Consider the following 24,393-nt stretch of genomic DNA (forward strand, 5'->3'; position numbering starts at 1 on the left):
GATTTTTCACATAATAAATCACCATACCTTACAAAAAGGAGAAACGGAATGAACAGCATCCCCTCTATCATCAGCAAGCATAAAGCCTATTTTGCGGCGGGACATACGAGACCGCTTGAATCGAGACTGAACATTTTGCGAAAGCTGAAACAAGCCGTCAGAACTCATGAAGCCGATCTCATAGCCGCTCTCTACCAGGATCTCCATAAATCCGAGCAAGAAGCATACTCAACAGAAATCGGAATCGTCTTGGAGGAAATCAGCTTTGTCATGAAACGGCTGAGAAAATGGTCCAAGCCGAAACGAGTCAAAACGCCGTTGACTCATCTAGGCTCCAAAAGCATCATCATCCCTGAGCCGTATGGAACCGTTTTGGTGATTGCGCCTTGGAACTATCCCTTGCAGCTGGCGCTTTCTCCGTTGATTGGCGCCATTGCGGCGGGGAACACGGTCGTTCTCAAGCCATCAGAATATACGCCGGCTGTTTCTGCTATTCTTTCCAAACTCATCAGCAGCGTTTTTCCAACTGATTATGTCGCTATGGCAGAAGGCGGGCCCGATGTCAGCACAGCATTATTACAGCAGCCCTTTGACTACATTTTCTTTACCGGCAGTGTAGCTGTAGGAAAAATCGTCATGGAGGCCGCCGCCAAACAATTAATTCCCGTAACCTTGGAGCTCGGCGGCAAAAGTCCCTGCATCGTCCATAAAGATGCTGACATTCAGCTTGCCGCCAAACGCATCGTCTTCGGGAAATTTACAAATGCGGGACAAACCTGCATCGCACCGGATTATTTATTTGTCCACGAGGACATCAAAACGAAGCTCACAGAAGAAATGAAGCGTGCGATCAGAGAATTTTACGGCCCTCAGCCGGAACGGAATCCACAGTACGGCAAAATCGTCAGTGAGCGCCACTATCAGCGGCTGCTCAGCTTTCTGAATGATGGCATCCCGCTCACAGGCGGACAATCTGATCCCAATCATCACAAAATTGCGCCGACCATTCTCGAACAAGTGAGAGATGACTCTCCAGTGATGCAGGAGGAGATTTTCGGGCCGATTCTTCCGCTCTTTACATACCGCAATATCGGGGAAGTCATTGAGAAAGTCCAATCGCGCCCTAAGCCGCTCGCCCTGTATCTCTTCACCACAAACAAAGAAATTGAGCGCGCTGTTTTAGGAAATCTGTCGTTTGGCGGGGGCTGTGTCAATGATACGTTAATGCATGTTGCGACGCCGTATTTGCCATTCGGCGGCGTCGGGGAAAGCGGCATCGGCAGCTATCACGGGTTTGACAGTTTTAACACATTCACGCACAAAAAAAGCGTCGTCAAACAAACGAACCGTTTCGACTTCGCATTTCGTTATCCTTCCTCCAAAAACGGGCTGCGAATGATTCGAAAAATACTCAAATAAAAAAGCGCAGATCACCTGCGCTTTTTACAAATCCTTAATACACCAATCAATCGGCGCCTCTCCCATTTTCTCCAAATAGGCATTCGCCCGGGAAAACGGTCTGCTCCCGAAAAATCCGTTTCTCGCAGAAAACGGGCTGGGATGCGTCGATTCAATGATAAAATGCTTGGAGGTGTCGATCCGTTCTTTTTTCATTTGAGCATGCCGTCCCCACAAAATAAAGATAACCGGCCGCTCTCTTTCACTCAGCACGTCAATAATTCGGTCCGTCAGTCGCTCCCAGCCTTTTCCCTTATGGGAATTCGCCTGTCCGCGCCTTACTGTCAGCACAGTATTCAGCAAAAGAACGCCTTGCTTTGCCCAGCTCACAAGCGACCCGTGATTCGGGATGCTGCACCCGATGTCCTGCTGCAGCTCAAGAAAGATATTTTTTAACGAAGGCGGCTGCTTTACACCGGGCTTGACAGAGAAGCTTAAACCTTGAGCCTGTCCCGGCCCGTGATACGGATCTTGACCCAAAATGACGACCTTGACATCATCATATGATGTATAATGCAGCGCGTTGAAAATATCCCGGCTGTCCGGATAAATCGTTTGCTCCGCGTATTCCCTCTTCAGCATCTCTCTGAGCTCTTGATAATACGGTTTCTCAAACTCTTCCTTTAGCTGATTCCACCAGCTGTCTTGTAAAAGCTGTTTCAAGATTCAGGCCTCCTTACGAACGATGAAGTCTGGAATAGACAGGCTCGCCATCCCAAACCATTTCACTTTTTGCTTCCCGCCTCTTCATCTCAGGCTCTTCAAGCAGGACGGCAAAGTTTTTCGTCGGCAGCTCCCCGAGTCCGTGCTTTTCACTTAAACGATCCAAATATTGCTTCCGCTTGGCGCCAAGGTCAGCAGACTGATTGTCTCCCGCGTCACTGAAGGCATAAATCACGCTGGCGCAAGGGACACGCTTCACCCGGTAATCCTTGGCCGCGCGCAAATAAAAATCCCAGTCCCAGTAATTGTGCACATCAGCATCGAAATACCCGATTTCATCATGCAGAAAACGTCTGTACATGCTGCCCGACGGCACGTATGTAGAAAACACTCTCATATCCTCATAGTCAGCGGTATAAGCAAACAATTTCCGTGACACTGGATACCTTGTTCCGTTTTTCTCTTCAAACGAAACTATTTCCGCATCAGAATGAACGAAGTCTGCCGTTTCTATTTCCTTTGCCATTTTCTCGATATGCCCTGGCGTAAAGAAATCATCGTCATCACACAGCATAATGCAATCCCCAGACGCCTCTTTTACACCGGCATTTCTCGCAGCCACATGCCCCGAGTTCTTTTCTAAATTGATGACAGCAATCGGCAGCTCCGGATAAAGTGCTTTGACCGGCACGACCGATTCCCCGGCATCATTCACAATAATAATTTCATACGGCATCAAGGTCTGGCGGGAAATCGACTCCAAAAGCTCACACAAAGCCGGAATCCGATTATAGGTCACAATTACGATAGAAATCTTCATGATGCTCTCCTTCTCATTTTCATAGTCATGTACTATTAAAACATATATTGGACGGGAGATCAGTGGGAATATCCTACTGAAACGGCATACTACAATGATAGAAACAGCAAAGTGGCTCCGATCAGAAGCACCATGATCAGCATCAGATCTCCAAAGACATGAAAGATATCTTTCATGCGGACGCCATTCGGAAGGATAAGACGCCACAGCTTAGATTGATAGACCGGCAGCAGCACCAGTGCATAAGAAAGACACAAAAATGTAAAAGCCGGCGGCACAAAAGCACAGCCTGCATCGTCCCAATTCATCATGATGTCTTTCATACTAGATCCATCCAATAAAAACAAAGATATCATGAGGGCTAGCAACACAAAGGACCCCAATTGAACCTCAAACAGGCGCATTTTCTGGTTATATGCAAATCGGACCGCCCAAAACCAGACATAAGCATATGAACATAGCAGCGTAAGAATGGCACCTGCTGTAAAGACGACATCAGGCAGCCGATCAAGCAGAAAAACAAAAGGCAAGCTGGCTGCCATAGCCAAGAGCATGCAGCCACCAGTAAACAAAAATACTGCCCCATGAGCTACAAAACCATATAAACAAGAGCTAATCCTCACGACATACACCTCCTTTACATAGAAATTCTATGTATATACCTAAAAAATCAGACAAGCTGACGCCTGCCAATATAACAGCCCATTCGGCCAAATAACGGAAATAACAGCGTTGCAAAAGCACAAGTTCCAACAAACCAAGGTGTCAACAAGGATTGAAACAGCGCAGCAGGAATTACATTGAATAGAAAAACAAGCATAAAAATGACGTTTGGCACCATTGAGATCAGAATCGTATGTAGAACAAGCTTTTCTCCGCGTTTTCCAAACTCCTTCACGCCTTGATACCCAATCAGCACCCAGTAGATCATATATGCAGCTAAGATCAGCCAAACAGAAACAGAAATGCCTTTCCATACTGCTTGAACAAACGGTGATTCAAGCCATACATGCATTATTGTAATCGCAATGCCGACAGCGAATAGGGCACTGTTACAGAAAAGATGGAACATCAAAAACGCACGAAACGTTACTGGCTGTATTTTCTTAAACGAAGAAACAATGTCAGTTGGTGTTCCAAACGCCTGCAATAAAGTCTGCATAGCTTCCTCCTCACTCTTTCCTTCCTGAAAAGAGCGAAACAGATGATGTTCAATATGGCTCTCAATCTCTTCTATCATCGCCTCACCCTCAGGAAGCCCTTTAAGCCCGCTTTTGATTTCGGATACATATGTTTCTTTATCCATTTTGTCCGCTCCACTTCAGTATTCGGTCCATCATGGCTGAAAATACGCTCCATTCCTTCGTGCGTTCCGCCAGCACTTCTTTGCCCTCGTCTGTAATCCGGTAATATTTGCGGTCCGGTCCTTTCTCCTGCTTCTCCCAGTAGGAAGAAATATACCCTTGGCGTTCAAGCTTGTGAAGAGAAGGATACAAGGTCCCTTCTTTCATCTGCAGTTCATTTCCGCTGCGGCTTCCCATTTCTTTTACAAGCTCATAGCCGTACATCGGCCGCTCGTTCAGAAGCGTCAATACCAATATAACCGTGCTTCCCTTAACCAGCTCACGATTTAACATCTCAAAACCCCTACCTAGTTTTCTTATGTAGCATTTTACGAAAGCCCGTTGAGATTGTCAAATGATTCCTATAGATCTTCTATATTGTGATACAGAGAAAATCTAACTATAATGAAAGACAAAACATGATGGAGGTTCAAGACATGTCTATGCATAAAGCACTCACCATTGCCGGCTCAGATTCCAGCGGCGGTGCTGGGATTCAAGCTGATTTAAAAACATTTCAAGAAAAAAACGTATACGGGATGACCGCCTTAACGGTGATCGTTGCGATGGACCCAAACAACAGCTGGAACCATCAGGTATTCCCGATCGATACTGATACAATCCGCGCCCAGCTTGCAACAATTACGGACGGCATCGGCGTGGACGCCATGAAAACAGGAATGCTGCCAACCGTTGACATTATCGAGCTTGCGGCAAAAACGATCAAAGAAAAACAATTAAAAAATGTGGTAATTGACCCGGTTATGGTTTGCAAAGGTGCTAATGAAGTCCTTTATCCGGAGCACGCCCAAGCCCTGCGTGAGCAATTGGCTCCGCTAGCCACTGTCATTACGCCAAACTTGTTTGAAGCCAGCCAGCTCAGCGGCATGGATGAACTAAAAACAGTTGACGATATGATCGAAGCCGCGAAAAAAATTCACGCACTCGGCGCTCAATATGTCGTCATTACAGGCGGAGGCAAACTCAAACACGAGAAAGCCGTTGATGTTCTCTATGACGGAGAAACAGCGGAAGTCCTTGAAAGCGAAATGATCGATACGCCTTATACACATGGCGCAGGCTGTACATTCTCAGCAGCCGTGACAGCGGAGCTTGCCAAAGGTGCGGAAGTCAAAGAAGCCATTTACGCAGCGAAAGAATTCATCACAGCGGCCATTAAAGAATCCTTCCCGCTAAACCAGTATGTTGGTCCTACGAAGCATTCTGCACTGCGCCTGAATCAACAATCATAAAAAAAGGGGCTGCCTTACAGAGAGGCAGCCCTTTTTAAATCACCGAAGACTTTTCACAGAAAAAACTGCCGATCCCATCGGCAGCCTGTTTATTTGATTTTTAAATTGTTTGCAGATTTCCTCAAAAATGTTTCTATCGACTGAACAAAAAGTGCATATTCCTTCATTTGTTCATATGCCCGCGTGAGAATTTCCGCCGTTTCACTGTGCGGCGTTGTTCCGCCAAGCATTTTTTTCAGCTGAAGCAGCACATCCTTATATTCTTCTCGCTTATCTTCAACTTGGTTAGCAGCCTTTTCCAAACATTCCGGTGTTATCTTCTGTTCATGTATATTCAAGAAAACAACTCCTTTTACAGAAAAAAATAGTAGGTTATCGTTGAAGAATAGCACAGATGGCTCAGATTTCACATAAGAAAATAGAAGGATTTTCTACATAAGTGTCCAAATTCCGACATTCATTTCAGATTTCCCGGTCGCACTGGCTGTTACTTCATGATTTCCCGGGAAAGGAAAATATCTTGCACTAAAGACCTCTTCTCCGTTATTGATAAAGATTTCCACAGATGACGCGTCGAGAAACATGTGTACGGTATGCAAATCCTTGATGCGGCAATGTCTCGCTTCTGTTCTTTTTCCGTCAAAGCTCTTTCGTTCCAGCGTAACAATCCCCTCGTCTTTATGGAAGGAAAACGTAGCCGTTCCGCGGATACTGATTGAAAAGCCAGACTCCGTATGAATGTCTTCCAGTAGAATCTCAGTTCTTTCAGGTTTTTCCACTGGAAGCGCACCAGATGATCCATGCATGTTGATGTGTATTTTTTTCTCATTTCTGCGCATGGCTTTTAGCTCAGGCAGCGGCTGCTGAATCAGCTTCTGTCCTGAAAGCGTCAGCTGTCTCGGCAGCGTCATGCAGTGAATCCAGTGGCAGTCAATGGTCGGATGGGACCCTTCATCCTGATCAGGCACCGCCATCCATGCAAATAAAATCCGCCTTCCCTGATCGTCTTCAAGTGTTTGCGGCGCGTAAAAATCAAAACCTTGATCAAGCTCCGTAAATTCACCATGCTTCAGTTCAGGCTTGTTATAATCGAGGCGGCCGACAAAATAACCTGATTGATATACGTTCTGATAACGGAAACCGTCAGCCTCAAGCCCTTGAGGCGAAACAATCAGCACATCCGATCCTTGAAGGGAAAACAAATCAGGGCATTCCCACATGTATCCAAAATCGTCCAGCCCGTTGAAGCCCGCGCCGGTTATCGGGCCAAGAAATCTCCACTCTGTCAGGTTATCAGAAGCAAACAACACAGCCTGCCCTTTCAAATTCTCTGTTTGCGCACCAATCACCATATACCATGTGCCTTCATGCTCCCATACCTTCGGATCGCGAAAATGCGCCGTATATCCTTCCGGAAGGCGGGCGACGACACCCTTTTTCTCAAAGGACAGCCCGTCGTCAGAAACAGCAAGGCATTGATACGTTTCCCGATTTCCATCCTGATCCCTGACATTTCCTGTGTAAAAAAGATAGAGCCGATCGTCTTTCGTGACAGCGCTGCCCGAGTAGCAGCCGTTTTTATCAAACCAATCACTCGGAGCCAGCGCAATCTCTTCCCGCTTCCAATTCACAACATCCTGTGTCGTATAATGCCCCCAAAATTTTGCGCCGTGCCCCGTCTGAAACGGCTGCCACTGAAAGAATACATGATAGCTGCCCTTCCAATAAATCACGCCATTCGGGTCATTCAGCAGCCCAACCGGCGGCATGATATGAAAATGCTGGCGGTGCGGATCGCTGTTAGCGATGGGCTCTTTTTTCTCCACTTCTTCATAAGCCCGGCGACGAAGCTCCTGGTCATGTGCTGTCATTTTTTCCTCTCCTCATCCTCATTAATCTTCATGACAAATGCTGCAATGAACGCTGACACTGCCGCAATCGCCATGCCAATCAGATAGTGAATCAAGTTGCTGAAGCCAAACGGAGCCGCAATGGCGATCATCGGAATTCCCGTTAACCCGTAAGCGTTTGCAGCTACATGTGTAAAGACGACATATGCCCCACCCAATGCGCCTCCGATCATCGCGGCGATAAACGGTTTTCGGTAGCGCAGATTGACTCCGAATATGACGGGCTCAGTAATGCCGAGAAAAGCGGAAAATGCTGCCGGAAGCGCGATTTCTTTTGTCTTTGCCTTTTTCGCCATAAAGAAGACGGCAAGACCTGCCCCGCCCTGTGCGACATTCGCCATTGACCAGATCGGCAGCAAGTAGTTTTTGCCTATATCTGCAATTAGCCCTGCCTCAATCGCATGGAAGCTGTGATGAACGCCTGTCAGCACGATGAGTGAATACGTGCCCCCGAAAATCAGACCTGCGACAAAACCGGCATGGTCATATACATAAGTTAAAGCAACCGTAATGCCGGAGCCAAGCGCTCTGCCTAGAGGGCCAATCGCGATAAAAGCAACAAACCCGGTGACAATCACAGTAACAAATGGTGTAACAAGCAAATCCACCGCATGTGGAACCACTTTTCTCGTCCATTTCTCTACCTTGCTCATCACATACACCGCAAGCAGGACAGGGATAACAGTTCCCTGGTAGCCGAGAAGAGCGATATCAAATCCGAAAAGATGCATGTAATCAGGTGTCGCTTCCGCCAATCCCCATGGATTTAAAAGATTCGGATGAATCATGATTCCCCCGATGACCGCTCCCAAGTATGGATTGCTGCCAAACTCTTTTGAAGCGCTGACCCCGATTAGAATCGGCAAGAAAATGAATGCTGCACTTGAAAACATATCAAGCAGCTGCAAAAGCGCAGAATCCTTGCTCATCCAATGAAACGCATTGATCATACCCAGCAATCCCATTAATAGGCCGCTGGCTACAATAGCTGGGATGATTGGAACAAAAATATTAGAAAGCGTTTTCGCAAATCTCGCAGCGGGATTCAGCTTTTCTTTTGCCGCATCCTGATGATTGACGTGTTCTTCACGCTCGATATCAGCTTCTTTAGAAAAGGCATCGAATACTTTATTCACAAGGCCTGTTCCGAAAATGATCTGGTACTGGCCAGAGCTGCTGAAAGCCCCTTTAACGCCATCAAGCTCTTCTACTTGTGCTTGATCTATCTTTGATTCATCTTTCATCACTAAACGCAGTCTTGTTGCACAATGAGCCGCGCTGATAATATTTTCTTTCCCTCCGAGAAGCTCAATGAGGCGTTTTGCAGTCTCTTTGTAATCCATCTATTTCTCCCCCTTTTATTTAAACAAAAAAGACCTAAAATTCGCCAACGAATAAAGGACACAGCGATCCTTTTTCATTTACGCAAATTTTAGGTCTTGCCTGCTTTACCAGTCACAATCCCGCTTATTCAGATTAAGAATACGCTTTCATCATAAATCATGATAGCGTTTTCGTCAACTATTTTTTTAGTTAAATAGTTTGATATAACATGTAGACAAAAATTCGTAAAAATTAATTGTGAAATACTTCACAATATCGTGCTATACTATGCTCAATCATGAAAGAAAGCAGGAAAAGACAATGGAAACTCAAGCATTACAAAAGGTTGAACAGTATGCTTTGAAAAAACAAAACATATTCGCTTCAAGCAAAATCCGTTATGTGCTTCGGTCCATTTTGGCCAGTATATTTATTGGTTTTGGCATTACAGCCGCAAGCAAAACAGGCAGCTATTTCTTTATGGCTGATTCTCCGTTTGCCTTTCCGGCAGCCGCTGTCACTTTCGGGGCCGCTATTCTGATGATTGCTTACGGAGGCGGAGATTTATTTACCGGCAACACCTTTTATTTCACCTATACCGCGCTCCGGAAAAAAATCAGCTGGCGCGACACCCTATACTTGTGGATGTCAAGCTATGCCGGCAATTTAATCGGCGCCATTCTGTTTGCCATCCTGATCAGCGCGACGGGACTTTTTGAGGAGCCTTCTGTTCATTCCTTTTTGATTCATTTGGCAGAGCACAAAATGGAGCCGCCGGCTTCCGAATTGTTTTTCAGAGGAATGCTGTGCAATTGGCTTGTGTGCCTCGCCTTTTTCATTCCAATGTCTCTCAAAGGGGAAGGAGCAAAGCTTTTTACCATGATGCTTTTCGTTTTCTGCTTCTTTATTTCCGGCTTTGAACACAGCATTGCCAATATGTGCACATTCGCCATCTCGCTTTTGATCGAGCACCCTGATACAGTGACACTGATGGGAGCAGTCAGAAACTTAATCCCCGTTACGCTCGGCAATCTGACCGCGGGAATAGTTATGATGGGCTGGATGTACTACACACTGAATCCTGATCAATAAAAAAACTTCCAGAGATCACTCCCTGCAAGTCAAAGCGGTTATTCCGAGAGATCTTGAAGACGCTGGACATGCAGCGTGATATAGCCGGCCTCGGATTCCGGCAAATGTAATTGATATTCATTTTTCAAAAACTCCGCCAGCTCCAGCGCACATTGATAGGCGAATGAATACTTTTTTTGGATGAAATAAAGCATCTCCTCGTCCATACGATGGAGCGCTTCATTTGATTCCAACCGGCTGACCGCGTATCGCAAATGCGTGACAAGGCGTTGATAGGAAATGCTGTTTTCATCCACCTTTCGATTAAAGTATTGTTTTATTTTCTCTATCATTTCTTTGATCATGGTCGTATGCTTCAGCGCTGAATACATGCTCTCCGCATCCATCTTCGCCGTATGGATGTGAAGGGCAATATAACCCGCTTCATCTTCAGGCAGAGACACGCCCAATGTCTCTTTTACATGTCCGATCGCCCACAGGCCGATCTCATATTCTTTTTTATAGAGCGCCTTTATCTCATGCAGCAATTTATTCTGCACAAGCAGCCCATTTTGAATCCTTTCGATCGCAAAGGACAAATGGTCGGAAAGCGCGATATGAATGTGATCGCTCAGCGGCGCCGCGAGCTCTCCTTCCGCATAGCTGATGATATCCTCAGCTATTTCTATATGCTCCTCCGGCAGTGTTTGCAGGATTTGTTTGAACTTTTCATTCTCGTCGCGCACGACAAAGATCTTTTCCACTTTATTCATAGGGATGAGATCATTTTTCTTTTTTTGAAAAGCGATTCCCGGTCCCATCACGATTTTTTCCTGATCATCCTCTTTTATTAAAGCCGCATTGTTGTTTAATACTTTATAGATTTTCAAGAGGTTATCTCTCCCGCCAATTTGCTTTTGACTGGGATTTTACCTCCTTTTGACCGCCATGTAAAGATGCGGGCCCGCTCTCTCCTGCTTTGGCGATTCCTTGAAGGCTTGCAAACATCTTCTTTTATAAAGCGCGGCGGCTTTCGCTTTCTGCTTTTCTTCCTCATTCACAGCCATCCGCCATTCATAAAACGAAACGAGTCCTGCGGCCTGCACAGCCGCCTTTCTTTGGTATGTACGCTGAGCCGAATAGACCGCGGCAGCCGCAGTTTTTCTGTCCGGCGTCACCCAGTTCATCAAAAAGACCATCCACACCCGTAAAGATACAAGCAAACGTTTCATAGAAAAACATCCCTCCGCTTCTTTTTGGCAGGCAGCCTTTTTAGCAGCCCGTTTTCTCAGCCGCAGCCCGCAAGAAAAGACGGCCGATTTCTTTTCTCGCAAACTAGCGGCTCTAGCAAAACTCATGACTCTATGATAGACCGTGGAAAGAGAATTCTTTGTCACAATATGAGTGAAAAAACCAACTAGTTTTTAGAAGTTTTGTTGAAAGCTGAAAGAATTGAAATGAAAATTGGAGAACCGCTTTGAAAACTTTATACACAAGTTATCCCAAAGATAAGAACAACTTAATCACAAGAGATATCCACATGTCCACAAACTCTATCTATATTTTGTATACGAACGTATATTCCTAACTATATATATACACAGGTTTATTCACTTATACACAGGGTTCTGTGTATAACTCCTTCGTTATACACAAACAAAATCCAATAAATGGTCCAAATGACACAAGGATTTTTTTGAATTTTCAAGAAATATATACTAGATCTTTCACATTTTTTCTAAATACAAAGGGGGAAACACATTGAAAAAGGGGATCATTCGCTTTCTGCTTGTAAGTTTCGTCTTATTTTTTGCGTTATCCACAGGCATTACGGGCGTTCAGGCAGCTCCGGCTTCTTCAAAAACGTCGGCTGATCTGGAAAAAGCCGAGGTATTCGGTGATATCGATATGACGACAAGCAAAAAAACAACCGTTATAGTGGAATTAAAAGAAAAATCCTTGGCAGAAGCGAAGGAAGCGGGAGAAAGCCAATCGAAAAGCAAGCTGAAAACCGCTCGCACCAAAGCAAAAAACAAAGCAATCAAAGCAGTGAAAAACGGAAAAGTAAACCGGGAATATGAGCAGGTATTCTCAGGCTTCTCTATGAAGCTTCCAGCTAATGAGATTCCAAAACTTCTAGCGGTAAAAGACGTTAAGGCAGTGTACCCGAACGTCACATATAAAACAGACAATATGAAGGATAAAGACGTCACAATCTCCGAAGACGCCGTATCTCCGCAAATGGATGACAGTGCGCCTTATATCGGAGCAAACGATGCATGGGATTTAGGCTACACAGGAAAAGGCATCAAGGTGGCGATTATTGACACTGGGGTTGAATACAATCACCCAGATCTGAAGAAAAACTTTGGACAATATAAAGGATACGATTTTGTGGACAATGATTACGATCCAAAAGAAACACCAACCGGCGATCCGAGGGGCGAGGCAACTGACCATGGCACACACGTAGCCGGAACTGTGGCTGCAAACGGAACGATTAAAGGCGTAGCGCCTGATGCCACACTTCTTGCTTATCGTGTGTTAGGGCCTGGCGGAAGCGGCACAACGGAAAACGTCATCGCGGGCGTGGAACGTGCAGTGCAGGACGGGGCAGATGTGATGAACCTGTCTCTCGGAAACTCTTTAAACAACCCGGACTGGGCGACAAGCACAGCGCTTGACTGGGCCATGTCAGAAGGCGTTGTCGCTGTTACCTCAAACGGCAACAGCGGACCGAACGGCTGGACAGTCGGATCGCCGGGCACATCAAGAGAAGCGATTTCTGTCGGTGCGACTCAGCTGCCGCTCAATGAATACGCCGTCACTTTCGGCTCCTACTCTTCAGCAAAAGTGATGGGCTACAACAAAGAGGACGACGTCAAAGCGCTCAATAACAAAGAAGTTGAGCTTGTCGAAGCGGGAATCGGCGAAGCAAAGGATTTTGAAGGGAAAGACCTGACAGGCAAAGTCGCCGTTGTCAAACGAGGCAGCATTGCATTTGTGGATAAAGCGGATAACGCTAAAAAAGCCGGTGCAATCGGCATGGTTGTGTATAACAACCTCTCTGGAGAAATTGAAGCCAATGTGCCAGGCATGTCTGTCCCAACGATTAAGCTTTCATTAGAAGACGGCGAAAAACTCGTCAGCGCCCTGAAAGCTGGTGAGACAAAAACAACATTCAAGTTGACGGTCTCAAAAGCGCTCGGTGAACAAGTCGCTGATTTCTCATCACGCGGCCCTGTTATGGATACGTGGATGATTAAGCCTGATATTTCCGCGCCAGGGGTCAATATCGTGAGCACGATCCCAACACACGATCCTGACCATCCATACGGCTACGGATCAAAACAAGGAACAAGCATGGCATCGCCTCATATTGCCGGAGCGGTTGCCGTTATTAAACAAGCCAAACCAAAGTGGAGCGTTGAACAGATTAAAGCCGCCATCATGAATACCGCTGTCACTTTAAAGGATAGCGATGGGGAAGTATATCCGCATAACGCTCAAGGCGCAGGCAGCGCAAGAATTATGAACGCAATCAAAGCCGATTCGCTCGTCTCACCTGGAAGCTATTCATACGGCACGTTCTTGAAGGAAAACGGAAACGAAACAAAAAATGAAACGTTTACGATTGAAAATCAATCTTCCATTAGAAAGTCATACACACTTGAATACTCATTTAATGGCAGCGGCATTTCCACATCCGGCACAAGCCGTGTTGTGATTCCGGCACATCAAACCGGGAAAGCCACTGCAAAAGTAAAGGTCAATACGAAGAAAACAAAAGCTGGCACCTATGAAGGAACGGTTATCGTCAGAGAAGGCGGAAAAACGGTCGCTAAGGTACCTACATTGCTGATTGTGAAAGAGCCCGATTATCCGAGAGTCACATCTGTCTCTGTCAGCGAAGGGTCTGTACAAGGTACCTATCAAATTGAAACCTACCTTCCTGCGGGAGCGGAAGAGCTGGCGTTCCTCGTCTATGACAGCAACCTTGATTTCGCAGGCCAAGCCGGCATTTATAAAAACCAAGATAAAGGTTACCAGTACTTTGACTGGGACGGCACGATTAATGGCGGAACCAAACTTCCGGCCGGAGAGTATTACTTGCTCGCATATGCCGCGAACAAAGGCAAGTCAAGCCAGGTTTTGACCGAAGAACCTTTCACTGTTGAATAAGAAAAAGCCCTGCCGATTCGGCAGGGCTTTTTAAAGATCAGTCAGCAAACGCCTCCTGCAATAAGCGATACGATCGGAGCTTATCTTCAAAATGATGCGTGATGGTCACCACCATGATTTCCTCTGTTTCATACGCGTTACTCAAAGCTAACAGCCGCTCCTTAACCTGTTCTTTCGTACCAACAATCATTCGATTTCGATTATCAGCAATTCGTCTCTGTTCATAAGGAGAATACGTATTTTTCCGAACAGCTTCATACGAAGGAACTCCCTCTAAAGGAATACCCTGCTCTCCCGCCAAAAGTGTAAAATCAAGCACAGCCCCAAGCTCCTCTGCCTTCTCCTCCGTGTCAGCACAAAGAACAAAAACAGCAACTGCCGCTCGAGGCGTATCTCCTAACACAGACGGTTTGAATCGCCTCTTATACTGTCTGACAGTACCCTCTCCGCCCTCTCCATTGATAAAATGGGCAAACATATAGCCAGCGCCAGATTCAGCTGCGAGCAGCGCGCTTTCTCCAGATGAGCCGAGCAGCCACACATCCGGAGCCGTTGAAATATGCGGCGCAGCGGTCAGATTCGGAAAACGGTGTTTGTCATCCGCCAAATCATGCAAATACATGGTCAGCTCCTTAATTTGCTGCGGATACTGATCAGCATTGCGCTTACCACCGTCATTCAGCGCCCATGATGCAATCGGCATTCCCCCCGGTGCTCTGCCAAGCCCCAGGTCAATTCTTCCTGGTGTCAGCCCCTCCAGAACACGAAAGTTTTCAGCTACTTTATAAGCACTGTAATGCGGCAGCATGACTCCTCCTGATCCAACACGAATTCGCTTTGTTTTCGCTGCTATATGACTGATTAGCACCTCAGGACTGGACCCTGCCAGCCGTTTTGAAAAGTGATGCTCAGAAACCCAAAATCTCTTATATCCAAGGTCCTCAGCAGCTTGGGCAAGCGCAACGGTTTGCTGTAAGGCCGTTTCTGCATTGCTGCCCTCTGATACTGGAGATTGATCTAATATACTTAATGAAACCATCCCTACCACCTCATCCTCATCGTATCACTGATCCCCTATTTTTTCTCCAAAGCCGCTCACACTGCTTATCAGTGTCCCCTATCATTCGCCATTTATTTGTGAAAGCATGTCCCTATTTGTCGGAATATGTTACACGTGAAACATAAAAACCCCTCCAGACGGAGAGGTTTGCTTTAGTTTTTATTAAAGCCCTTTTCTTTCACGTAGTCATTTAAATACGTACGCGGCTTTTGCTTCATAAAGTTCAGTATTTGATCGGACCACGTTTCTTCCCGCTTCCCGTTTGTTCTTTCTCTATAGTAATCAGAAATGGTTTTGTCATACGTATTCATAGTATGACGGAAATCGTCTGTGTTCACATTATACGTATTTTCATGATAAACGGCCTGCTTTGGCAATCTCGGTTTTTTGCCGGAAAGGTTCGCAGGATGGCCTACTGCCAGTCCGAAAAGCGGGAGCACATGGTCAGGCGTTTGCAGCACCTCTGTCACCTTGTCCAATTCATTCCGAATGCCGCCGATATAGCAAATGCCAAGCCCCATGGATTCAGCGGCAATGCTCATATTTTGCGCTGCCAGCGCCGCATCAATCAAGCTAACCATAAACATTTCTGTATTCTCGAGCAGCTCAGAAATATGTTCACCTTTTTCCTCAGCCAGTTGTTGATGGCGGTACAAATCCGCACAAAATACAAAAAAGTGTCCGTTCTTCTCAACGTAAGGCTGATTCCCAGCAAGCACGGACAGCTCACGTTTTTTCTCAGGATCAGAAACCCCGATAATCGAATATGCCTGCACATAGCTGGATGTAGACGCAGCCTGCGCACTTTTCACTAATGTATCAATTTCTTCAGCTGTCAAAAGCTGATCAGTAAAAGACCGGATTGACCGATGATTCAAAATGGTTTCGATTGTGTTATTCATCACAAAAACCTCCTTATCACTTTTTATCATATCCGAAAAAAAGTGATCTCAAAAGTGAAATGCTCTGCACAAAAAAAGACAGCCTCTGTAAAGGCTGTCTGCATATCAAGAATTAAAAAGATAACTTCTGTATTTCGTCAGCTGCACACTTGCATTATATACAATCCCAAATCCGATTAACGTGGAAAGTGTCGAGCTTCCCCCATAGCTGACAAACAGCAGCGGAATCCCGGTAACAGGCATAATGCCAATGTTCATTCCGATATTCTGGAATGTGTGGATCACAATTAACGCCGTATAGCCAACGCAAAAGAAAGAAGCGAAACGGTTAAACGGATGTATTTTGTCTATCAGAACAACAAGCCTGTAGATTAAAAAGAAGAACATGATGACAACAATTGCACAGCCTATAAAGCCAAATGACTCACCTATTATAGAAAAGATAAAGTCAGTCGTACTCTCTGGAACATAAACCTTCAAATTAGAAATACCATTACCTAAAATACCACCAGATCCTATTGCCATGATGGCCTGGTCAACTTGCCAGCTGTCATTTGAATCTTCCTGTGTCTCATTTGAAGCAGACACCCAAGAAGTGACCCGCTTAATTTGATAATCCTGTATTCCAACTGATTTAGCAACGTCAGGAAAGTTTATCATTACTAATAAAATTAATGAAATGAGTAAGATACCTGAACCAGCTATGATCGCAATCAATTTCCAATTTATCCCTGACATAAAAACCATTACAAGAACGATAAACATACATATTCCCGCAGTCCCAGCATCCTGCATCAGGATAAGACCTACAGGAATAACTGCGACACCCGCAATCTTTAATAACAAGTGGATATCATCCCTAAGCGTCCGAACTCCTTTAGGATTTGCTTTTCCAATAACTGAAGCAAGCATCATAATCAAACCAACCTTCATAAACTCTGACGGCTGTATTGTTATTCTACCGATCCTAAACCAACTTTTTGCCCCTTTAATAACAGGTGCAATAGACTCGGGACTGATTTTAAGAATAATCAAAGATAAAATACCAATGATAAAAATATATAAACTTAACTTTTCAAGCTGTTCTAAATCAAAGTACAAAAGAACTGTAATGGCTACAGCCCCCAAAAGATAAAACACAATTTGCTGAATCCAATCCGTGTTCCCATACTGCCCAAACTGACCGGCAGCATATATTGATACTACGCTTATAATAAAAAACACACCAAATATAAAAATCAAATCCCCCTGGTAAAAGGGGCTTTGCTGTTTCTTATATCGACTCATTCTATCCCGCCTTACATTTTCATCGGAAAATCACTAATGTTTATTATACATGAACCACGTTCAAGATGACACGTGAAGCTCGCTTCCTTTTATGTTTTTTCAGCATTTGCGGCGCTTTTTCAGCTACACGAAATATGACGTATCATAAACCGAAATGTTTCGATTGACACAAAACTTTTCAAATGAAAAAAACGCCATACCAATAGAATTTGTTAAAAAACGAATGCGATAATGTGTTATGTTCCCAAATAATGTGATACCTCATATAGAAATAGCTAAAAATTCAGAGCCCCATGCCCATACATTCTCCTAGCACATTAAACGAAAAAATAAGACGATAGATCCAGTCCATTTCTGCAAAAACACGTATCAATTTCTGGAAAACATGGTATAATAATTGTAACAGAATGTTCAAAAAACAATCACAAAACAGACACAACTCAGTTCCTCTATTTCATTTTTGTAAACGTTATCACAAAATGAAAGGAGACGGGTATGATGGACATGTTTTTTGCTTACTTATTGGTTGCCAGCGCAACGCCTCTCTTTATTTGGCTTGATAACAAAAAAGTCGCACTCTCAGCTATTCCGCCAATCATTTTAATGTGGGTATTCTTCTTCTTTTACGCAACAGAAAGCCTTTCTCCACTTGGACACACTCTCATGATTATCTTGTTTGCCGTTAACGTCATTGTCGCTCATATCGCCGCATTTATCATTTACGGCCTTCCGTATCTTCGCAGAAAGCGAAGCAGCTGAAGACAGCAAAAAACCCTCTTCCACTGAAGAGGGTTTTTTGTATTATTCGTTATGGCCTGAATGCTCTGAGTGTTCAGCGCCTCCAGGAGGATTTCCGTCCATATGGTCACCATGGTGATAGTGAGCCGCGAAAATCCAGATGGATCCAAGTACGATAACGATCGCGCCAAAGAATCCGAACAGCGTGTTTCCGACTTGGATCGTGCCGTTTTCGCTCTCTGTCATATGCATGAACATGAGAAGCTGCAGCGCCGCCTGAATGAAGGCGAAGCCGAAGATAATCCAAAGTTTTGCTGATGAGCTCAGGTCAGTATACACTGCAACCCATAGAGCCAGCAGGGTCAAAACGATAGACAGGATAAAACCTACAATGTGTTTCCATGGAAAGTGACTGTGTTCAGCAGATTTGTTTGCCATTTTACAGACCCCCCAATCCCATGAGATAGACACCTGTAAAGATGAAAATCCATACAACATCTAAGAAGTGCCAGTACAAGCTTGAGATAAAGATTTTAGATGAAGTTTGCGGAGTTAAGCCGCGTTTCTTCAACTGAATCAGAATTCCTGTGATCCAGAAAATCCCGATTGTTACGTGAGTTCCGTGAGTTCCAAGTAAAACAAAGAATCCAGACCAGAACGCACTTGTACTGAGAGCCGCTCCTTCATGTACATAGTGAACAAACTCGTTGATCTCGCATCCGACGAAGCCGGCACCGAGAAGAAGAGTGATAATTGTCCAAATGACTACGCCTTTTAAACTTCCGCGGCGCATTTCATGAACAGCGATCCCGCAGGTAAAGCTGCTGATCAGCAGCAAGAACGTCATAATCATTACCAGATTGACTTCAAATAGTTCGTCTGGCAAGACACCTCCAGCTGTTCTGTTTTTAAGAACGAAGAAGGTTGCAAATAGTGTTGAGAACAACACAATTTCTGCCCCTAAAAAGATCCAAAACCCGAGAATATTAAGTCTGCCGGTTTCAGATTGATATTCCATAGGCGCGTTAGAATTGCCGTGTTCTGCATGTTCCATAACTCACGCCTCCTTATTCGGAAATCTTTCTTTCCGTCTCTTTTATTTCATCAACACTAATGTAGTAGCCGTTGTCGTATTCGAATGAACGCAGAACCATGCAGAGCAGGACTCCGATCAATCCGACTACGCCCATCCAGTACCATTCAAAGACAAGTCCAAAGCCTGCGAGACCGAAGGCAACAGACATAAAGAACGGTCTGCCTGAGTTGCTTGGCATATGGATTTTCTTGAATTTGCTTTCAGGGTATAATTCAGTTTTTTCTTCTTTCATATGCAGGAATGCATCTTGAGATTTGACTTCAGGAAGCACCGCAAAGTTGTAATGCGGCGGAATCGCAGAAGAAGTCGCCCAATCAAGCGTACGTCCCACACCCCATGAATCTCCGCTGATTTCACGAGTAGAGTAACGGAAGCTGTAGTAGATGTTATAGCAAAGGATTAAGAATCCTACACCCATCATGAAAGCTCCGACTGTTGAGATAAAGTTCAATGTTGTCCAGCCGTCATTCGGTCCGTATGTGTAAATACGGCGCGGCATGCCTTGAAGCCCCAAGAAATATTGCGGGAAGAAACAAATATTGAACCCGATCATAAAGATCCAGAAGAACCATTTTCCGATTCTTTCGTTCAGCTTGTGGCCGAACATTTTTGGATACCAGAAAATAAATCCGGCGAAACAAGCAAATACAGTACCCGCAATCAGCACATAGTGGAAGTGAGATACAAGGAAGTACGTATTATGGTATTGATAATCCGCTGCTGCCATCGCAAGCATAACCCCTGTAACCCCGCCGATAACGAAGTTAGGAATGAACGCAAGCGCCCACAGCATAGGTGTTGTAAAGCTGATTCGGCCTTTATACATTGTAAAGAGCCAGTTAAAGATTTTAACCCCGGTTGGGATTGAGATTGCCATTGTCGTAATTGAGAAGAATGAGTTAACGGACGCACTGTTCCCCATTGTGAAGAAGTGGTGAGTCCAAACTAAGAAACTCAATACAGAGATGGCGATAATAGAACCAACCATCGCTTTGTAACCAAACAATTGTTTTCTTGCAAAGCTTGAGATGATTTCTGAGAAAATACCAAACGCCGGAAGAATAACGATATATACTTCAGGATGTCCCCAAATCCAGAACAAGTTAGCCCAAAGCATCGGCATACCGCCTGCTTCCAATGTGAAAAAGTGAGCGCCGAACAAACGATCAAATGATAAAAGTGCTAATGCTACTGTAAGTACAGGGAACGCAAACACGATAATAACCATTGTGATCAGTGTTGTCCATGTGAACATCGGCATACGCATTAATGTCATGCCTTTTGTTCTCATTTTTAAGATTGTTACCATAAAGTTGATCCCTGTCATCAGGGTACCGATACCGGCAATCTGAAGTCCGAGGAGGTAGTAGTTCTCACCCGGCCCAGGGCTCATGTCGTTACTTGCAAGCGGCATATAACTCGTCCAGCCTGCGTTCGGAGAACCTCCGATAACGAAAGAAATATTGAAAAGCATCGCCCCTACAAAGAACGTCCAGAAGCTCAGGTTGTTCAAGTAAGGGAACGCAACGTCGCGGGCACCGATTTGAAGAGGCACAACAACGTTGATAAGACCGATTAAGAACGGCATCGCCATGAAGATGATCATGATTGTACCGTGAGTTGTAAAAATTTCATTATAGTGGTTTGAGTCTAAAAAACTGTTATTCGGAAGCGCTAGCTGGGCACGCATCATCAGACCGTCGACACCGCCACGGAATAACATAATTACAGCAGATATAATATACATGATTCCGAGTTTTTTATGGTCAACAGTAGTTATCCATTCAGACCACAGCCATTTCCACTTTTTGAAGTAAGTCAGAACAAAAATAATGGCAATGGTTGAAAGCGCAATGGAAACTTGTGCGCCCAGAATTAATGGGTCACCAGTTACGAAAAATTCGTCCCATTTGAATTTCATGCAGGCTTCCTCCTTTCCTGATCAATATCATTCTTCTGTATCATCAGACTTCTTAAATTCGTTTTTCTTTACGTTTTCAAACGGATCTGTTTTAGAATGCGGTGAAACGGCTTGATAGCCAAGGCGTTTGCGCGCCTCCATCGCGTACTCAGCGTCTTGTCCGTGATCAACGTATTTCAAGTGAGTAGAAGAGAACGTTAATTCGTCCACATTTTCAGGAAGCATCAATTCATCATACTTCTCTTTTGTCAGCTTAGGAGCCTCGTTCTGAGTCTTTTTCACCCAGCTGTTAAAGTCTTTTTCTGTGACTGCATTCACATCAAACTCTTGGTCTGCAAAATGTTCACCTGTGAAGTTCGCGTTGCGGCCTTCGTAAGTACCCACTTTGTCAGCCTGTAAGTATTGATCCATCAGCATTCCTGCCATCGCATATTTTTGCCCTCCAAGCTGAGGAATCCATAGCGAAGCCATTGAATCTGCAGATGAGATTTTGAACAAGATCGGGCGGTCGACAGGAATGTTTAAGTAGTTGACCGTTTCAATATCCTGTTCAGGGTAGCTAAATACCCATTTCCAGTCTACCGAAGTAGCATAAACAACAAGAGGCTCTTTGTCTTTTGTTGCTTCAGGAGCTTTTTCTAACGAATATATCGTCTGTACTGTTGGCACAGAAAGTGCAATGACGATTAAAATTGGGATCACTGTCCAGACTACTTCTAAAAACGTGTTACCGTGAATTTCTGGGTTATAAGATCCATTATCTTTGCCTTTACGGTCGCGGTATTTTACTAAAATAATGGTAAATAGAACAAAGACGACCCCGACGATAAACAGCATAAATCCGATAGATAACAGGATTAAATCACTTTGCTGTTCAGCTACAGGTCCTTTCGGATCTAGTACTGAAGCATTGCTGCATCCCCCAAGGACGAAAACCACAGTTAACAGCGCTAATACAAGCAACGGTTTTAATGCTCTGAACAAGAAGATCACCATCCTTCCTATTGATGTAATAAATCTGAAGTGCATACTTCCTCAAAATCTTTTCTCTACTTTGTTATGCTATCAAAAACTTCACTTATTAGCTTTATTTTTTTATAAACTTCATCCCATTTTCGCTTAAATGTCATAAAATCGACAAAAATTGCTCCAACTTTATTCACATCTATCGCTTAAGATGAAAAGTTTCTAGTTATTTCCGCATATAAAGTAAAGAAAGATGATGAAGAACTAATTCTGACAAATTAAGGTTTACCACAATAAAAAACTTAGGTCAATCAAAAATTTCATTTTGTTAAACTTTCTAGATAGGAATTATTTTTTCCTCGTCTAGCATCTTTTCACACGGTTACCATTTTAACGCATCAAATATTGAAAGAAAAGGCGCAATGAAGAGCCAATATGCTCTGAATTGTCCGTATTTTTTTATGAGAGCATCCAGTTGTTTATCTTATACAAAAAAGAGGAATGATATAAGCAAATAAATAAAAAATAGGATGTGTTGCATGATGAGTTTTCTTATTTCACTTATCGTCGCTATTATTATCGGATGGCTTGGAAGCCTGTTTGTAAAAGGAGATATGCCCGGAGGAATTATCGGGTCTATGATCGCAGGTCTTATAGGCGCCTGGATCGGACACGGGCTGCTTGGAACATGGGGGCCGCACCTAGCCGGATTTGCCATTATTCCAGCGGTAATCGGCGCAGCCATTGTTGTCTTTCTAGTAAGCCTGTTAACCAGAAAAAGAGGATAAAAGCAGCAGCACCCGAAGCGTCAGCGCTTTGGGTGTTTGTTTTGCCATAAAAATCGAAAAAGCCTCAACCCTAGCGGTTGAGGCTTTTGACTGGTTTGGCGCCCAACTGATCGATGAACCTTCTGAAGGCCTGTTTTCCCTCTGCTGTCTGCTTAAATACACCGGCGTGTTCAAGGATGCGCGCGAATACATGTCCCAGCTCTTCTTTTATGACTAGATCTACGTTCTCTTTTGTTATGGTTCTTTTTTCCATCGTCCGAAGAGCCCACTCACTATGCTTTGCAGTGAGCGGATTTTGTTCTAAGGCTGTTTTCGGATCAGCAGAACATAGCGCCGCTGCCGTTTCTTTCATTTCCTCCTGTAAGCGGCCAGGCAATATCGCCAATCCCATGACCTCAATCAGGCCGATATTTTCTTTTTTAATATGGTGGACTTCTTGATGAGGATGAAATATTCCTAATGGATGCTCCTCATCCGTCCGGTTGTTCCTCAGTACGATATCGAGTTCGTACAAGTCTCCCCTGCGCCGCGCAATCGGTGTGACCGTATTATGGGGCGTATCGCCTGTATAGGCGGCAATGCCGGCTTTTTCATCGGAATACGTCTGCCACGTGCGGAAGATATGGTCAGCAGCTTCGGCGACATGACCCGGTTCGTCTCCTTGGAGCCTGAGCACAGACATCGGCCACTTCACTAAGCCCAGCGACACGCCGGGATAATCATTTAATTCATAAACGTCTTCCGCTTCTGCACGTGCCATTGGAAAATCATGCGCGCCGCCTTGGAAATGATCATGGCTTAGGATGCTGCCGCCGACAATCGGCAGATCCGCGTTTGAACCGATAAAATAATGCGGATATTGGCCAAGAAATGACAGCAGCCTTTCAAATGTTTTTTTGCTGATCTCCATCGGTTCATGTTCACCTTTTAAGACAATGCAGTGCTCCGGATAATAGACATATGGCGAGAATTGCAGGAACCATTGTTCGTCCTCAAGGATGACCGGAATGATTCTGTGATTTTGCCGGGCTGGATGATTCACGCTTCCCTCGAAGCCGACATTTTCTTTACACAGCAAACACATCGGATAATTTGTCTGTTCCTGCTCTTTTGCAGCCGCAATCGCTTTCGGGTCCTTTTCAGGCTTTGATAGGTTAATGGTCATTTCCAGCTCGCCATATTCGGTCGGCACCGTCCAATGAACATTTTTGGCGATTCTGTCAGTCCGTATATAATAGACATCCTCTGAATATTGATAGAATTCCTTTGTCGCCTGTTTTGGGCCGTATAATGCTTTTGTCTCTTCAAATTTGCGAATGACCTCGGACGGGGCAGGCACAAAACAGCCCATCAGCTTTGCGCTGAGCAGGTCACGGTACGTATCTGTATCCGCTTCCATTCGGCCGGTTTCGGCAGCCCATTTATAGATGGGAGCTAGCAAGTCCGGCAGGCTTTGTGACTGCTTGATGCTGGTGCTGGAGTTCGGCTCGGGATGTGTGATGCCCAGCGCTTCATAAAGACGGTTTCTCGTATATTCCCGATCCCAGATCGAAATCAATTTTCGTTCCAGGCCATACTCAAGCAGCTGTTCCAGATGTTCAATAATACTCAT

The 24,393-nt window shown here is 44.7% G+C and carries 24 protein-coding genes; 6 read left to right on the plus strand and 18 right to left on the minus strand.

Annotated features, from left to right (window positions below; all coding sequences use genetic code 11):
• Nucleotides 1–48 precede the first annotated feature (48 nt).
• The gene (locus tag NST22_RS19850) at nt 49–1,419 is read left to right on the plus strand and encodes an aldehyde dehydrogenase (RefSeq protein ID WP_003227441.1); all 1,371 of its coding nucleotides are present in this window, start codon (nt 49–51) and stop codon (nt 1,417–1,419) included.
• A gap of 24 nt (nt 1,420–1,443) precedes the next feature.
• On the opposite strand, the gene NST22_RS19855 is transcribed toward NST22_RS19850, so the two are convergent.
• The 5 genes from NST22_RS19855 to NST22_RS19875 all read right to left on the minus strand — a co-directional run bounded on the left by NST22_RS19855 (nt 1,444) and on the right by NST22_RS19875 (nt 4,578).
• Nucleotides 1,444–2,121, minus strand: a complete 678-nt coding sequence (locus NST22_RS19855) for a uracil-DNA glycosylase (RefSeq protein ID WP_003242965.1) — start codon at nt 2,119–2,121, stop codon at nt 1,444–1,446.
• Nucleotides 2,122–2,134: 13 nt separating this feature from the next.
• Nucleotides 2,135–2,941 carry a glycosyltransferase family 2 protein gene (locus tag NST22_RS19860; RefSeq protein WP_003242519.1) on the minus strand — a complete coding sequence of 269 codons (807 nt, stop codon included), beginning with the start codon at nt 2,939–2,941 and terminating at the stop codon, nt 2,135–2,137.
• 89 nt (nt 2,942–3,030) lie between these two features.
• The gene (locus NST22_RS19865; protein WP_009968358.1) at nt 3,031–3,564 is read right to left on the minus strand and encodes a hypothetical protein; all 534 of its coding nucleotides are present in this window, start codon (nt 3,562–3,564) and stop codon (nt 3,031–3,033) included.
• Nucleotides 3,565–3,611: 47 nt separating this feature from the next.
• A complete protein-coding gene (locus NST22_RS19870) occupies nt 3,612–4,247 on the minus strand; it encodes a permease prefix domain 1-containing protein (protein ID WP_003227434.1) in 636 nt (211 codons plus the stop codon).
• On the minus strand, nt 4,240–4,578 hold the full coding sequence (locus NST22_RS19875; RefSeq protein ID WP_003227432.1) for a PadR family transcriptional regulator: 339 nt from the start codon (nt 4,576–4,578) through the stop codon (nt 4,240–4,242). Before NST22_RS19875 ends, NST22_RS19870 begins: the two co-directional genes overlap by 8 nt.
• A gap of 143 nt (nt 4,579–4,721) precedes the next feature.
• Here NST22_RS19875 and NST22_RS19880 point away from each other — a divergent pair, with 143 nt between their 5' ends.
• A complete protein-coding gene (locus NST22_RS19880; RefSeq protein ID WP_003242645.1) occupies nt 4,722–5,537 on the plus strand; it encodes a bifunctional hydroxymethylpyrimidine kinase/phosphomethylpyrimidine kinase in 816 nt (271 codons plus the stop codon).
• A gap of 89 nt (nt 5,538–5,626) precedes the next feature.
• Here the strand turns inward: NST22_RS19880 and NST22_RS19885 are convergent, their stop codons facing one another.
• The 3 genes from NST22_RS19885 to scrA form a co-directional block, all read right to left on the minus strand.
• The gene (locus NST22_RS19885; RefSeq protein ID WP_003243437.1) at nt 5,627–5,875 is read right to left on the minus strand and encodes a hypothetical protein; all 249 of its coding nucleotides are present in this window, start codon (nt 5,873–5,875) and stop codon (nt 5,627–5,629) included.
• Between the two features lie 93 nt (nt 5,876–5,968).
• On the minus strand, nt 5,969–7,408 hold the full coding sequence (sacA, locus tag NST22_RS19890) for a sucrose-6-phosphate hydrolase (protein WP_003227428.1): 1,440 nt from the start codon (nt 7,406–7,408) through the stop codon (nt 5,969–5,971).
• On the minus strand, nt 7,405–8,790 hold the full coding sequence (gene scrA, locus NST22_RS19895) for a PTS system sucrose transporter subunit IIBC (RefSeq protein ID WP_003227426.1): 1,386 nt from the start codon (nt 8,788–8,790) through the stop codon (nt 7,405–7,407). Before scrA ends, sacA begins: the two co-directional genes overlap by 4 nt.
• Nucleotides 8,791–9,091: 301 nt before the next feature.
• Here scrA and NST22_RS19900 point away from each other — a divergent pair, with 301 nt between their 5' ends.
• A complete protein-coding gene (locus tag NST22_RS19900; RefSeq protein ID WP_003243563.1) occupies nt 9,092–9,862 on the plus strand; it encodes a formate/nitrite transporter family protein in 771 nt (256 codons plus the stop codon).
• A 38-nt stretch (nt 9,863–9,900) separates the two neighbouring features.
• Here the strand turns inward: NST22_RS19900 and sacT are convergent, their stop codons facing one another.
• Both sacT and NST22_RS19910 read right to left on the minus strand, forming a co-directional pair.
• Nucleotides 9,901–10,731 carry a sac operon transcriptional antiterminator SacT gene (gene sacT, locus NST22_RS19905; RefSeq protein ID WP_003243088.1) on the minus strand — a complete coding sequence of 277 codons (831 nt, stop codon included), beginning with the start codon at nt 10,729–10,731 and terminating at the stop codon, nt 9,901–9,903.
• A gap of 39 nt (nt 10,732–10,770) precedes the next feature.
• Entirely contained in the window at nt 10,771–11,073 is a 303-nt protein-coding gene (locus NST22_RS19910) for a hypothetical protein (RefSeq protein WP_003222155.1), read from the minus strand.
• A 529-nt stretch (nt 11,074–11,602) separates the two neighbouring features.
• On the opposite strand from NST22_RS19910, the gene vpr reads away from it, so the two are divergent.
• Nucleotides 11,603–14,023 carry a serine protease Vpr gene (gene vpr / locus NST22_RS19915; protein WP_003227419.1) on the plus strand — a complete coding sequence of 807 codons (2,421 nt, stop codon included), beginning with the start codon at nt 11,603–11,605 and terminating at the stop codon, nt 14,021–14,023.
• A 37-nt stretch (nt 14,024–14,060) separates the two neighbouring features.
• Here vpr and NST22_RS19920 read toward each other — a convergent pair whose 3' ends face one another.
• From NST22_RS19920 to rodA, 3 genes are all read right to left on the minus strand, one after another.
• Complete coding sequence (locus tag NST22_RS19920; protein ID WP_003244349.1) at nt 14,061–15,062, minus strand: LLM class flavin-dependent oxidoreductase; 1,002 nt, start codon at nt 15,060–15,062, stop codon at nt 14,061–14,063.
• A gap of 173 nt (nt 15,063–15,235) precedes the next feature.
• On the minus strand, nt 15,236–15,985 hold the full coding sequence (nfsA, locus tag NST22_RS19925) for an oxygen-insensitive NADPH nitroreductase (RefSeq protein WP_003244098.1): 750 nt from the start codon (nt 15,983–15,985) through the stop codon (nt 15,236–15,238).
• Nucleotides 15,986–16,090: 105 nt separating this feature from the next.
• Nucleotides 16,091–17,272, minus strand: coding sequence for a cell shape-determining peptidoglycan glycosyltransferase RodA (rodA, locus tag NST22_RS19930; protein WP_003227413.1), 1,182 nt, complete (start codon nt 17,270–17,272; stop codon nt 16,091–16,093).
• Nucleotides 17,273–17,767: 495 nt separating this feature from the next.
• Between rodA and ywcE the strand changes: the two genes are divergently transcribed.
• Nucleotides 17,768–18,031, plus strand: a complete 264-nt coding sequence (ywcE, locus tag NST22_RS19935) for a spore morphogenesis/germination protein YwcE (RefSeq protein WP_003227411.1) — start codon at nt 17,768–17,770, stop codon at nt 18,029–18,031.
• A 42-nt stretch (nt 18,032–18,073) separates the two neighbouring features.
• Here ywcE and qoxD read toward each other — a convergent pair whose 3' ends face one another.
• The 4 genes from qoxD to qoxA are packed head-to-tail and all read right to left on the minus strand — an operon-like array spanning nt 18,074 to nt 22,020.
• The gene (gene qoxD, locus NST22_RS19940) at nt 18,074–18,448 is read right to left on the minus strand and encodes a cytochrome aa3 quinol oxidase subunit IV (protein WP_003227410.1); all 375 of its coding nucleotides are present in this window, start codon (nt 18,446–18,448) and stop codon (nt 18,074–18,076) included.
• Nucleotide 18,449: 1 nt separating this feature from the next.
• Nucleotides 18,450–19,064, minus strand: coding sequence for a cytochrome aa3 quinol oxidase subunit III (gene qoxC / locus NST22_RS19945; RefSeq protein ID WP_003227409.1), 615 nt, complete (start codon nt 19,062–19,064; stop codon nt 18,450–18,452).
• Nucleotides 19,065–19,077: 13 nt separating this feature from the next.
• Nucleotides 19,078–21,027 (minus strand): cytochrome aa3 quinol oxidase subunit I, encoded by a 1,950-nt coding sequence (qoxB, locus tag NST22_RS19950; protein WP_003227407.1) that lies wholly within the window; start codon nt 21,025–21,027, stop codon nt 19,078–19,080.
• A 27-nt stretch (nt 21,028–21,054) separates the two neighbouring features.
• Nucleotides 21,055–22,020 carry a cytochrome aa3 quinol oxidase subunit II gene (qoxA, locus tag NST22_RS19955; RefSeq protein WP_010886637.1) on the minus strand — a complete coding sequence of 322 codons (966 nt, stop codon included), beginning with the start codon at nt 22,018–22,020 and terminating at the stop codon, nt 21,055–21,057.
• A gap of 515 nt (nt 22,021–22,535) precedes the next feature.
• Between qoxA and NST22_RS19960 the strand changes: the two genes are divergently transcribed.
• The gene (locus NST22_RS19960) at nt 22,536–22,781 is read left to right on the plus strand and encodes a GlsB/YeaQ/YmgE family stress response membrane protein (protein WP_009968363.1); all 246 of its coding nucleotides are present in this window, start codon (nt 22,536–22,538) and stop codon (nt 22,779–22,781) included.
• A 70-nt stretch (nt 22,782–22,851) separates the two neighbouring features.
• On the opposite strand, the gene galT is transcribed toward NST22_RS19960, so the two are convergent.
• Nucleotides 22,852–24,393 carry a UDP-glucose--hexose-1-phosphate uridylyltransferase gene (gene galT, locus NST22_RS19965; RefSeq protein WP_003227402.1) on the minus strand — a complete coding sequence of 514 codons (1,542 nt, stop codon included), beginning with the start codon at nt 24,391–24,393 and terminating at the stop codon, nt 22,852–22,854.

This window comes from Bacillus sp. PS237 (assembly GCF_037963345.1).
Lineage (GTDB): Bacteria > Bacillota > Bacilli > Bacillales > Bacillaceae > Bacillus > Bacillus subtilis.

Coding starts and splice junctions, on each gene's coding strand:
- NST22_RS19900 (WP_003243563.1), top strand. CDS start 9,092: ATGGAAACTCAAGCATTACAAAAGGTTGAACAGTATGCTTTGAAAAAA.
- NST22_RS19870 (WP_003227434.1), bottom strand. CDS start 4,247: ATGGATAAAGAAACATATGTATCCGAAATCAAAAGCGGGCTTAAAGGG.
- NST22_RS19875 (WP_003227432.1), bottom strand. CDS start 4,578: ATGTTAAATCGTGAGCTGGTTAAGGGAAGCACGGTTATATTGGTATTG.
- NST22_RS19960 (WP_009968363.1), top strand. CDS start 22,536: ATGAGTTTTCTTATTTCACTTATCGTCGCTATTATTATCGGATGGCTT.
- NST22_RS19850 (WP_003227441.1), top strand. CDS start 49: ATGAACAGCATCCCCTCTATCATCAGCAAGCATAAAGCCTATTTTGCG.
- qoxB (WP_003227407.1), bottom strand. CDS start 21,027: ATGAAATTCAAATGGGACGAATTTTTCGTAACTGGTGACCCATTAATT.
- NST22_RS19910 (WP_003222155.1), bottom strand. CDS start 11,073: ATGAAACGTTTGCTTGTATCTTTACGGGTGTGGATGGTCTTTTTGATG.
- qoxC (WP_003227409.1), bottom strand. CDS start 19,064: ATGGAACATGCAGAACACGGCAATTCTAACGCGCCTATGGAATATCAA.
- NST22_RS19860 (WP_003242519.1), bottom strand. CDS start 2,941: ATGAAGATTTCTATCGTAATTGTGACCTATAATCGGATTCCGGCTTTG.
- galT (WP_003227402.1), bottom strand. CDS start 24,393: ATGAGTATTATTGAACATCTGGAACAGCTGCTTGAGTATGGCCTGGAA.
- NST22_RS19880 (WP_003242645.1), top strand. CDS start 4,722: ATGTCTATGCATAAAGCACTCACCATTGCCGGCTCAGATTCCAGCGGC.
- qoxD (WP_003227410.1), bottom strand. CDS start 18,448: ATGGCAAACAAATCTGCTGAACACAGTCACTTTCCATGGAAACACATT.
- nfsA (WP_003244098.1), bottom strand. CDS start 15,985: ATGAATAACACAATCGAAACCATTTTGAATCATCGGTCAATCCGGTCT.
- NST22_RS19920 (WP_003244349.1), bottom strand. CDS start 15,062: ATGGTTTCATTAAGTATATTAGATCAATCTCCAGTATCAGAGGGCAGC.
- sacA (WP_003227428.1), bottom strand. CDS start 7,408: ATGACAGCACATGACCAGGAGCTTCGTCGCCGGGCTTATGAAGAAGTG.
- scrA (WP_003227426.1), bottom strand. CDS start 8,790: ATGGATTACAAAGAGACTGCAAAACGCCTCATTGAGCTTCTCGGAGGG.
- rodA (WP_003227413.1), bottom strand. CDS start 17,272: ATGAGTCGATATAAGAAACAGCAAAGCCCCTTTTACCAGGGGGATTTG.
- ywcE (WP_003227411.1), top strand. CDS start 17,768: ATGATGGACATGTTTTTTGCTTACTTATTGGTTGCCAGCGCAACGCCT.